The sequence below is a fragment of the Achromobacter sp. 2789STDY5608615 genome (assembly GCF_001298995.1).
Taxonomy (GTDB): Bacteria; Pseudomonadota; Gammaproteobacteria; order Burkholderiales; family Burkholderiaceae_B; genus Achromobacter; species Achromobacter insuavis.
Genome location: NZ_CYTY01000003.1, coordinates 159,919 through 169,821 on the forward strand (window position 1 = coordinate 159,919; position 9,903 = coordinate 169,821).

Sequence of the window (9,903 nt, forward strand, 5' to 3'; positions counted from 1 at the left end):
CGAACAAGGGGTACAGCAGGTCCACCGCCAGGTTCACCACCACATAGACCAGCGTCGACAGCACTACCAGGCCCTGCACCATGGGAATGTCCTGCGCCTGCACCGCGATCTGGGTCAGGCGGCCGATGCCGGCGCGCGAGAACACGGTTTCGGTGACGACCGATCCACCCAGCAGGTGGCCGGCGCTCATGCCGACCAGCGTCAGCGCGGGAATGGCGGCGTTGCGCAAGGCGTGCCGCAGATGCACCCGGCGGCGCGACGCGCCCTTGGCGTAGGCGGTGTCGATGTAGCCCTGCCGCAGCGCGGCCGACAGGCTCTTGGCCAATACCTGGGCGATCGCGGCGCCGGTGGGAATCGCCAGCGTCAGGGCGGGCAGCACCAGCGAGGCGAAGCCGGCGTTGCCGGTCGCCGGCAGGAACGGCCAGCCGAAGGAAAAGCACTGCAACAGCACCAGCCCGATCCAGAACGACGGGATGCTGACGCCCAGCGGCGGCAGGCACAGCAGCAGTTCGGCCAGCCAGGGCCGGCGCGTATAGGTCGCCGCCAGCGCCACCGCCAGTCCCAGGACCAATGAGATCAGCAGCGCCAGCGCGGCCAGCGCCAGGGTCTGGGGCAAGGCCCGCAGCACTGTCGTGGCGACGTCGTGGCCGTTCTCGATCGAGATGCCGAAATCGCCGCGCAGCGCCCGGCCCAGGCCGTTGACGTACTGCGCCAGGATCGGCTGGTCCAGCCCGAAGCGGCTGCGCATCTGCGCCACCTGCGCCGGGTCGGCCAGCACGCCCTCGCCGCGCGCATCCAGCATGATGGCCACCGGATCGCCCGGCAGCACGTAGAGGATCAGGAACGACACCGAGAACGCGGCCCACACCACGAAGACCGCCTGCCCCAGGCGCGACAGCAGGTAGCGGCGCATGCTGGCTTACCGGGCGGCCGCCAGCCAGGTGTCGTGCAGCACCGGCCAGCGCGGCGTCGACAGCCACAGGCCGCGCACGTCGGGCGCCACCGCGAAGACGGTATTGCTCTCCTTGATCGGCACCGCGTAGCCCTGGTCGATGATCAGGTTCTGCACCTGCGCCACCAGGTCCTTGCGCCAGGCCGGGTCCACCGCCACGCTCTGCTGGTCGAGCAAGGCATCGAGCGCCGGCTCGGCCGCGCCCAGGCCGCGGCCGAACTTGCTGGAGAACGCGGCCAGGATCACGTCCGGATCGGGGCGAGTCAGGTCCGACAGCCGCAGGTCGTAGTTGCCCGAGCGGATCACGCCGCCGATCTCGGCGTCCGAGCGCAGGTTCAGGCGCAGGTCCACGCCGATCCGGGCCAGTTGTTCCTTGATGAGTTCCAGCGTCGGCGTGTAGCCGGGAAAGCTCCAGGTGACGCCAACCTGCAAACGCTGTCCGTCGCGGCTGCGGATGCCGTCCTTGCCGGCCTTCCAGCCCGCCCGTTCCAGCAGCGCCCGCGCGGCGTCGGGCCGATAGGCCAGCTTGGCCGACAGGTCGACATAGCCCGGCACCGTGGTCGAGACCACGCTGGTGGAGGCCTTGTCGTATTCGGTATAGAGCGCCTCGATGATCTCGGCGCGGTTCACGCCGATCACCAGCGCCTGCCGCACTTCGGGGTGCGACAGGACCGGGCTGGCGATGTTGGGGTACAGCGTGATGCCGATGCCGCCGGCCGAGCGCGCGACCACGCTGGCGCCCGCGGCCTTGACCCGCTGCACGTCCTCGGTCGGGATTTCCTCGATCGCGCCCACCTGGCGGCTGATCAGCGAGCCGACCCGGACGCTGCCTTCCGACACGGTCTGGAACGTGACCTGGTCGAGCCAGGCCGGCCCCTGGTGCTCGGCGTTGGGCGAGGCCCACTGGTAGTCGGCGCGGCGCTTGAGGACGATGCGGTCATTCTTGACCACCTGCGCGATCACGAACGGGCCGGTCCCGATCAGCGCGCCCTGGCAGCGTTCTTCCGGCGTTTTGGCGAGCGTGGCGGGCGCCAGCGGCGCCAGGGTCTTTTCGGTGAGGGCCTGCAGGAAGCCGGCCTTGGGATGGTCGAAGCGCAGCGCCACCGTCAACGGGTCGATCACGTCGGCGCCCAGGTAGCCGGTCAGGTAGCCGGAGGCCTGCGGCGCCCGCCCTTCCCTGGCGTACACGGCCAGGGCATCGAAGTTGGCCTTGACGCTGGCGGCGTCGAAACGCTCGCCATTGCTGAACGTCACGCCGTCGCGCAGGCGCAGCACCAGCGTTTTGCCCTCGTCCTGGTAGGTCCAGCGGGTGGCCAGCCACGGCACCACCTCGCCGGTGCGCTTGTCCTGGTCCAGCAAGGCGTCCAGCGCCTGGCGGCTGGCGTTCTGGGCGCGCGCGCTCTGGGCCAGGTCCAGGCACGGCGGAAAGGAACTTTGCGCGATCGTCAGCGCGCCGCCGGCGCGCGGCGCGGGATCGGCGGCCTGCGCCGCGGCGCTGGCCAGCAGGCCGGCCAGCGCCAGCGCAATGGCGGCCACCGGCGACGGGCGGCGCGGCGCGGCGGTCGGAATGAAGGAGGTAGCGAACACGATGAACCTTGCAGGGAGAGTCGGAGGAAACCGCGAACCGCCTACAGGCGGAAGCGCGCGGCGCCGAACGGATCCAGGACCGCGGGCCGCTTGCCGCTGGCGAGCCAGGCGGCCACCGCTTCGGACACGGCGGGCGCGATGGCGAACCCGTGGCCGCTCCAGCCGGTGGCGTAGTACACGCCCTCCTGGCCCGCCACCTGGTCGATGATCGGGATCTGGTCGACCGAGCTGGAGTCCGCGCGGCTGGCGTCCAGCCGGGTCACGACGGTGTCGGTCGCGGTGATGGGAAAGGTCGCCGTCAACGCCGTCAGGCTGGCGCTGAGGGTCGACAGGTCGGTGTTGCCGATCTCGGTCGCATCGTCCCAGCGGCCCACGGCGCCGCCGGTCACGGTGATGTGGTCGGCGTCGGCGCGCTTGATGGAGAGCGTGCGGTTGCTGTGGTTGATCAGGTAGTCCAGCTTCAGTTCGCGCGACACGCGCAGTTGCGCCACCTGCGGGTTGAACGACCAGATCGGCAGCCGCAGCCCGAAGGCGTCCACCAGCAGCTTCGGCACCTGCGTGTTGGCGGCCAGCACCACCGCGCGCCTGGCGGCGAATTCGCGCCCGTCCGCCAGCCGCACCGATGCGGGCTGCGCGCCGGCGGCGCGCACCTGGCGCACGTCGGCGCCCTCGATCAGCGTGGCGCCATGCGTCACGGCCGCCGAGGCGAAGGCGCGCGTGGCGACCGTATGGTCGGCGATGCCATCGTTGGGGCTGTAGAGCGCGTAGATGACCTTGTCGGAGACGTGGGGCAGCTTCTCGCGCACGCCGGCCGCGTCCAGGATCTCGGTGCGGGCGCCGAAGGCGTTCTGCACCGCGGCGCGCGCTTCCAGGGTCACGCGGCCGTGCGTGCCGCCCACGCGCTCCAGTTCGCCCAGGCTCAGGCCGCCCAGCGGCTCGAAGCCGCTGTCGGCGCCGAGTTCGCGGGTCAGCGTGGGCCATATTTGCAGCGCCCGCACGGCCAGGGGCAGTTCGCGCAGGTCGCGGTTGTTGGCGCGCACCCCGCGGTGGCCGGGGCCGCCGGAGGCGCCGCTGGCGACGGCATGGCGCTCCAGCAGGGTGACGGAATGGCCGGCGCGCGCCAGCGTCCAGGCCAGCGAGGCGCCGAAAATGCCGGCGCCCACGATGACATAATCGCTCGAGACTTCACTCATGATGATCCAGGAACAGGTACGGAGAAATGGGACGCGTCAGGCCGCGAAGCGCGCCGGCCGGAAGTCGGCGAGCAGCGGCGACGGTGTGCCGTCGATGATCTCGGCGGCCAGCAGTTCGGAAAGAATGGGCGCGAGCGTGGCCGCGCTGTGGCTGAACGCCACCGACAGGCCGCCGATGTCGGCGACCTCGCCCGCCACCGCTCGCTGGTCGCCGGGGATGGGACGCAGGCCGATGCCGGCCTGGACCTCGGTGAAGGCGGGACGGCCGGCCAGCCAGCGCGCGGCCGCCGCGGTGACGGCGTCGATCACGTCGGGCGTGACCGACCAGCCGCGCTCGTCGTCGCCGGCGACGCGGGTGTCGGCCCAATCGGCATGCAGCGCCAGCAGGCCATCGGCGCGCGGCCGGATCGCGATGTCCGGCGCGCGCAGCACGGCTTTGGGGGCCGCCCCGCTGGCCCGCGCCGTCACCAGCAAGGCGGTATTGGTCTGCGCCGGCAGCTCGATGCCCACCTGCCGCAGCAAGGCGGGCGTGCCCGCGCCGGCGGCCAGCACCGCGCTGTCGGCGTCCAGCGAGGTGCGGCTATCGACCTGCACGCCCGTGATCTTGCCGCCGGCCACGCGCAGCAGCGGCGGCTGCGTCAGGGTCACGAACTGGCCGTCGCGCGCGGCGATGCGCCGGCGCAGGACATGGAGGTATTCGGGCAGGTCGACCCAGCCTTCGCCCGGCGTGTGCACCAGCGCATGGCCGTCAAGCGCGGCCCTGTCCAGCGCGGGTTCGAGCCGCGCCGCCGCATCGGCGTCGACCCAGGTATTGCCATAGCCCGACTGGCTCAGCGCCTCGGCGCGCGCCTGCAGCAGCTCCCGCTTGTCGGCGTCGCGCCAGGTCAGCGAACCGTCAAAGCGCAGCCATGGCGCGCCGGGTCCGGCCAGGGTGCGGTAGCGGTCCAGCGACAGCAGCCGCAGGCGCCGGTAGCTTTCCGGCGCCGCGCCGAACGCGTTGAGCCACGAATACGACCGCAGCGACGCGGTCCGGTGATCCAGCGGCGGCGCGGCCACCACCACCCGCGCCCCGCGCTCGGCCAGCTCGGCCGCGACACTCAACCCCAAAACGCCGGCACCGAGCACGACGACTTTCCTTACCGCTGGCATCAAACACATCCTTCGACCACGACTTGATTGCCACCCATTCTGGGCAAGCAGCCGTGGCGCGCCAACGATGGAATACGTATATCAATATCGGTTTTCCGCGCGCGGTGGCGAAGGCGTTTCAGACCGCCGGCAACTGATGCGTCACGCAGTGGATCCCGCCGCCGCCCGAGGCGATCGCGTCGATGTCCAGCTGCACCACGTCGCGGCCGGGATACAAGGCGCGCAGCAGGTCACGCGCCTTGCCATCGGCGCGGGCATCGCCGAACTCGGGCGCGATCACGGCGCCGTTGATGACGAAGTAGTTGATGTAGCCGGCGGCGAAATCGTCGTTGTCTTCCTGGTAGACGCTGGCCCGGGGACGGCGCGGCGGCGACAGCGTGTGCAGCTGCAGCCGGTTGCCGTCGGCGTCGGTGGCGGACCGCAGGATCTCCAGGTGCGCGCGGGTCACGTCATAGTCGTGCGAGTCCGGATCCTCCTCCAGGTTGGCGACCACCACGCCGGGCCGCGCGAAGCGGGCGTAGAAGTCGACGTGGGCGTCGGTGATGTCCTTGCCCTTGATGCCCGGCAGCCAGATGATCTTGCGCAGCCCCAGGCAGAACTTGAGTTCCTCCTCGACCTCGGCGCGGCTCCAGCCCGGATTGCGGTTGTCGTTGACCCAGCAGCTTTCGGTCATGATGCCGGTGCCGCGGCCGTCCACCTCGATGCCGCCGCCCTCGCCCACCAGCTCGCTGCGCACGTGGCGTGCGCCCGTCTCCCTGGCCGCCCGCCCGGCCAGCAAGGCGTCGGCCGCGTGCCGCTGCTTGTCGCCCCAGCCGTTGAAGTTGAAGTCCATCGCGGTCAGGCCACCCTGTCCGTTCACCAGGAAGTTGGCGCCGATGTCGCGCATCCAGATGTCGTCGAGCTCGGCCGCCAGATAGGTGACGTTGGCGTCGCCGCAGTGGCGCCGGGCCAGCGCCGTCTCGGCCTCGCGGCAGAACACGGTGACGGGCTGGTAGCGCGCGATGGCGCGCGCGATGCGTCCCTGCGCGGCCTGCACATCGGGCGTGAAGTCCTTCCAGATCGCCGGCTGCGCGCCGAAGGCGATGAAGGCCCGGGCCTGCCGATCGGCTTCGTCGGGCATGCGCCACTGTCCGCCGGTGCCCGCCCGCGCGGGGCCCGCGGCCAGCCCGAAGCCGGCGGCGGCAAGCGCCTGGCCCGCGGCGAGCGCGGAAAGCTGTTTGACGAAAAGGCGGCGGGTAAACATAAGCAAATCCAATCAGTGTGAAAACGAGGGGAAAATCGGGCCTGCGACCCATGAATGCATCGTAGAGCGCGCTGGACACCGCCAACAAGCGATATATTTAGCGGACATCTGATTAGATTTACTTATCAATATGCTTAAACAATGGCCCCCGTTGAATGTGTTGCGCGGCTTCGAGGCGGCGGCGCGGCTGGGCAGTTTCCACAAGGCCGCCGACGAGCTGCACCTGACCCAGTCGGCCATCAGCCAGCAGATCCGCAGCCTGGAAACCTATCTGGAGCAGCCGCTGTTCCTGCGCCAGGGGCGCAGCGTGACGCTGACCGACGCCGGCGTCGACCTGCTCGGCACCACCCAGGCGATGCTGCTGCAACTGGCGACGGGCATCCGCCGCCTGGACCAGTACCGCAAGCCGAACCAGCTGATCGTCAACACCAGCCCGGCGTTCGCGCGCCATTGGCTGGTGCCGCGCCTGCAGGCGTTCCATGAGCGCCATCCCGAGGTCGATCTGTGGCTCTACACCAGCGATGAGGCGCCGGACATGGCGACGCAGACCATCGACATCGCCTTGCGCGACGATATCGGCCCGCAGGCCGATTGCGATTTCCGCGTACTGTGCGAGGACCGGCTGTACGCCGCCTGCCATCCGCGCCTGCTGGCGGCCGATCCGGCGCAGCGGGTGACCCTGCACGGCGAACGCGAGATGGACTGGAGCTATTGGCGCATGCAGGGCGGCGCCGACGTCGGCCAGCGCGACAGCGGCCTGAACTTCTCGGATCCGGGGCAGTTGCTGGACGCCGCCAGCCAGGGCCTGGGCATCGCCCTGGTGGCGGCGCTGCTGGCGCGGCGCGCGTGCGAGGACGGCCTGCTCGCGCCGATGACGCCGCAGACCGTGCGCGGCCCGACCTGGCGCTGGCTGGTGCACCGCGACAGCCGCAACGCGCTGGCCGCGGGCTTTTGCGCCTGGCTGTGCGAGAACCTGGGGGTGGACTGGCAGCCCTGGCGCTGAACGCCGCGCCCGGGCTCGTCCGGCCTACCAGCGATGCTGGTAGGTCAGGGTCAGCACCGTGCCCGGGGCCGGCAGGCGGCTGGTATTGGTGCTGGTGCGCATCAGCTGGCTGTAGAGCGGGTAATAGTCGCGGTTGAACAGGTTCTCGACGCCGACGATCAGCGTGTCCTTCGGCGTGACCTGGTAGCGGCTCATCAGGTCCACCGTGAAGTAGCTGCCCACGTCGCGGCGGCCGAAGCTTTCGACGCCGTCCAGCCGGTAGTCCTTGCCGCCGAAGTAGTTGGCCTGGATGCGGTTGTTCCAGCGCTCGTTCGGCCGGTACTGCAGGTACGCGGTGAGCTTGAGCGGCGGGATGCGGTAGCCGGTCATGTCGCGCCATTGGCCGTTGTCGGGCCGCTCGCGCCCCTTCATCCAGGTGAACGTGCCGCCCGTGCCCCACTTCTCGTCGTCGGTCAGGTAGTCCACCGTCGCCTCGATGCCGTGGATGCGCTCTTCGGTGCGCGTCAGGATCAGGCCGTTATTGAAGCTCTGCACATCGCCCAGCTTGGAGGTGGTGTAGAACAGCGCCAGCGACGCGGTCGTGTTGCCCACCCCGCCGCGCCAGCCCAGCTCGTAGTTGTTGGTCTTGACCGGCTGCAGGTCGGACGAGCCGATGTCGAAGCCCGGCCGCGCGTTGCGCATCTGCACGCCGATGTCCGGCAGCTGGAAGCCCTGGCTGAAGTTGGCGTACAGCTCCTGGCCGCGGACCGGCGCGTAGGTCAGGCCGGCATTGAACAGGAAGGCGTCGTAGCTGACCGAGCCGCCCTGCACCGAGGCCGGCGACGCCACCCGCAACTGCGACAGCGGCACGAAGTCGCCGAAGCGGGCCGTGGCGTACTCGTAGCGCGCCCCGCCCTGCACCGACCATTGCTCGTTGAAGCGGTGCTCCAGCTGGCCGAAGATGCCGGTGCTGCGCGAGGTCAGCTCGGGCATGTAGGTCAGGCGGCCGGTCTTGCGGAACACCCGGCCGCCGCTGGCGTCGTAGGCGGCCGCGTCGAACACGTCGATCGGCATGTCGCTGCGTTCCTGGTTGAAGTCCATGCCCCACAGCAGTTTCGATTGCTCGCCCAGCGGCGTGTCGATGGTGAGCCGGCTGCCGAACACCTTGCTGTTCTGCATGACCTGGTCGACGTTGCCGCCGCGCGTGACCACGGCGCGCGCGTCGAACGGCGTGAAGCGCGTGTAGTAGTCGCGGTAGTACATCTGCGCCGTGACCTTGCTGCCCAGCAGGTCCAGGTGCTGGTATTCCAGGTTCACCAGCGTGTTGCGGATCTGGTTCTGGTCCGCCAGGTCCAGGCCGCTCATCGGCAGCGCGCGCGCCGTGCCGGGCGGCAGCCGGCCGACCGAGGGATCGGAGGTGTAGTTGGAGTGCTGGTCGGCGTTGTAGTAGCTGGCCGACAGTTGCAGGCGCTGCTTGTCGTCCAGCCGCAGGCCGAGCTTGCCGCCCAGGCTGTAGATGTTGGAATCGAACAGGTCGCCCTGGCTGGGCTCGGGCGCGATGCGGCGGCCGCGCGCGTCATAGGAGGCGCCGTTGTGGCGCGCGCCCAGGTCCACCGCGTAGTCCAGCATGCCCTGGCTGCCGGCGAAATGCTGCTGCAGCTGGCCTCCCAGGCCGTCGCCGCCCAGCCGGCTCAGCGGGCTGACGGCGGTCACGGTGGTCTCGGCCACCGGTTCCCCGCCGGCCGGCCGCGTGGTGATGGAGACGATGCCGCCCGTGGCGCCGGCGCCATAGATCGAACTGCTGCCGCGCAGCACCTCGACGCGCTCGATGGTGGCCGGGTCGACGTTGGCGAGGTTGCGCGACGAGTCCCGGTTGGTGTTCAGCGGAATGCCGTCCACCAGCACCAGCACGCCGCGTCCGCGCAGCGTCTGGCCGTAGTCGGTCATGGTGCGGCTGGAATCGGCCATGCCCGGCACGGTCTTGGCCAGCACGGTGGCCAGGCCGTCCGAGCCGGTGCGCAGTTCCTGCAAGGCGTTGCGCTCCAGCACGATGGTCTGCTGCACCGGGCTCACCAGGTTGCTGGCCGTGCGCGAAGCGCTGACCTCGATCGGCGCCAGCACGGTGGCGGCGCCGGCCGCCTCGGGTTCGATGATGGTGGCCGAGCCTTCCTGCCGCAGCCGCAGCGGCTTGCCCTGCAGCAGCGCGGCCAGCGCCTGTTGCGGCGTCATGGATCCGGACAGCGCCGGCGCCTGCATGCCGGCCACGGTCTGGGGCGCATAGAAGATCTGCAGCCCATGCGTCTCGGCCAGCCGCTTGAGCGCCTGGTCGAGCGACTGCGCCGGCATGTCGATGACGACGGGCGCCGTCATCTGGGCGCTGGCCATCCCCGGGCCGAACGCCAGCAATGCCGCCATCGCGGCCATCGTCAGGCGCGCACCCACCGGCGCGCCTTGTCCCATTTTCTTGTGAACCACAGCTTCTGCTCCTGATCCGCTCTCGGTAGGCCCCATGCCCCACGGAATCAAGAAGAAGACGCAATACGGCGGAAAAACCTGAATGTCCGCGCCAACTATTTTGTAACAGCGTCAGCGCGCCGAGATTTCGCTGCGGCCGTCGGGCAGCTGGCGCACCCGCACCGGCAGGATGTGCGGCAAGGCTGTCAGGAAGGCGTCGGTGTCGCGGGTCTGGAACACGCTGGTCACGGTCAGATGCTCGACGCCCGGCCCCAGCACGATCGGCTGCTGGCGATAACGCGACACTTCCCGCGCCGCGCTGGCCAGGTCGGTATTGCTGAAG

At 70.1% G+C, this 9,903-nt stretch carries 7 protein-coding genes and 1 pseudogene; 1 reads left to right on the top strand and 7 read right to left on the bottom strand.

Annotated elements, in window-relative coordinates:
• From AOZ49_RS03715 to AOZ49_RS03735, 5 genes are all read right to left on the bottom strand, one after another.
• The coding region (locus AOZ49_RS03715) for an ABC transporter permease (RefSeq protein WP_082380300.1) at positions 1 to 913 on the bottom strand (913 nt) is incomplete at its 3' end.
• 6 nt (positions 914 to 919) lie between these two features.
• On the bottom strand, positions 920 to 2,539 hold the full coding sequence (locus AOZ49_RS03720) for an ABC transporter substrate-binding protein (protein WP_054474359.1): 1,620 nt from the start codon (positions 2,537 to 2,539) through the stop codon (positions 920 to 922).
• Between the two features lie 41 nt (positions 2,540 to 2,580).
• Positions 2,581 to 3,732: an NAD(P)/FAD-dependent oxidoreductase gene (locus tag AOZ49_RS03725; RefSeq protein ID WP_054474360.1), complete on the bottom strand. Its 1,152-nt coding sequence runs from the start codon at positions 3,730 to 3,732 to the stop codon at positions 2,581 to 2,583.
• Positions 3,733 to 3,768: 36 nt separating this feature from the next.
• Positions 3,769 to 4,857: an NAD(P)/FAD-dependent oxidoreductase gene (locus AOZ49_RS03730; protein WP_197286694.1), complete on the bottom strand. Its 1,089-nt coding sequence runs from the start codon at positions 4,855 to 4,857 to the stop codon at positions 3,769 to 3,771.
• Between the two features lie 142 nt (positions 4,858 to 4,999).
• Positions 5,000 to 6,124 (bottom strand): agmatine deiminase family protein, encoded by a 1,125-nt coding sequence (locus AOZ49_RS03735; RefSeq protein ID WP_054474362.1) that lies wholly within the window; start codon positions 6,122 to 6,124, stop codon positions 5,000 to 5,002.
• A 130-nt stretch (positions 6,125 to 6,254) separates the two neighbouring features.
• Between AOZ49_RS03735 and AOZ49_RS03740 the strand changes: the two genes are divergently transcribed.
• Complete coding sequence (locus AOZ49_RS03740; protein ID WP_054474363.1) at positions 6,255 to 7,127, top strand: LysR substrate-binding domain-containing protein; 873 nt, start codon at positions 6,255 to 6,257, stop codon at positions 7,125 to 7,127.
• Positions 7,128 to 7,151: 24 nt separating this feature from the next.
• On the opposite strand, the gene AOZ49_RS03745 is transcribed toward AOZ49_RS03740, so the two are convergent.
• A complete protein-coding gene (locus tag AOZ49_RS03745) occupies positions 7,152 to 9,530 on the bottom strand; it encodes a TonB-dependent receptor (protein WP_369815770.1) in 2,379 nt (792 codons plus the stop codon).
• 162 nt (positions 9,531 to 9,692) lie between these two features.
• Positions 9,693 to 9,903, bottom strand: a pseudogene (locus tag AOZ49_RS03750) (iron dicitrate transport regulator FecR); the annotation flags it as partial.

Excerpts from the sequence above, each read along its gene's own strand:
- AOZ49_RS03725 (WP_054474360.1), bottom strand. The coding sequence starts at position 3,732 with ATGAGTGAAGTCTCGAGCGATTATGTCATCGTGGGCGCCGGCATTTTC.
- AOZ49_RS03735 (WP_054474362.1), bottom strand. The coding sequence starts at position 6,124 with ATGTTTACCCGCCGCCTTTTCGTCAAACAGCTTTCCGCGCTCGCCGCG.
- AOZ49_RS03740 (WP_054474363.1), top strand. The coding sequence starts at position 6,255 with ATGCTTAAACAATGGCCCCCGTTGAATGTGTTGCGCGGCTTCGAGGCG.
- AOZ49_RS03745 (WP_369815770.1), bottom strand. The coding sequence starts at position 9,530 with ATGGCCGCGATGGCGGCATTGCTGGCGTTCGGCCCGGGGATGGCCAGC.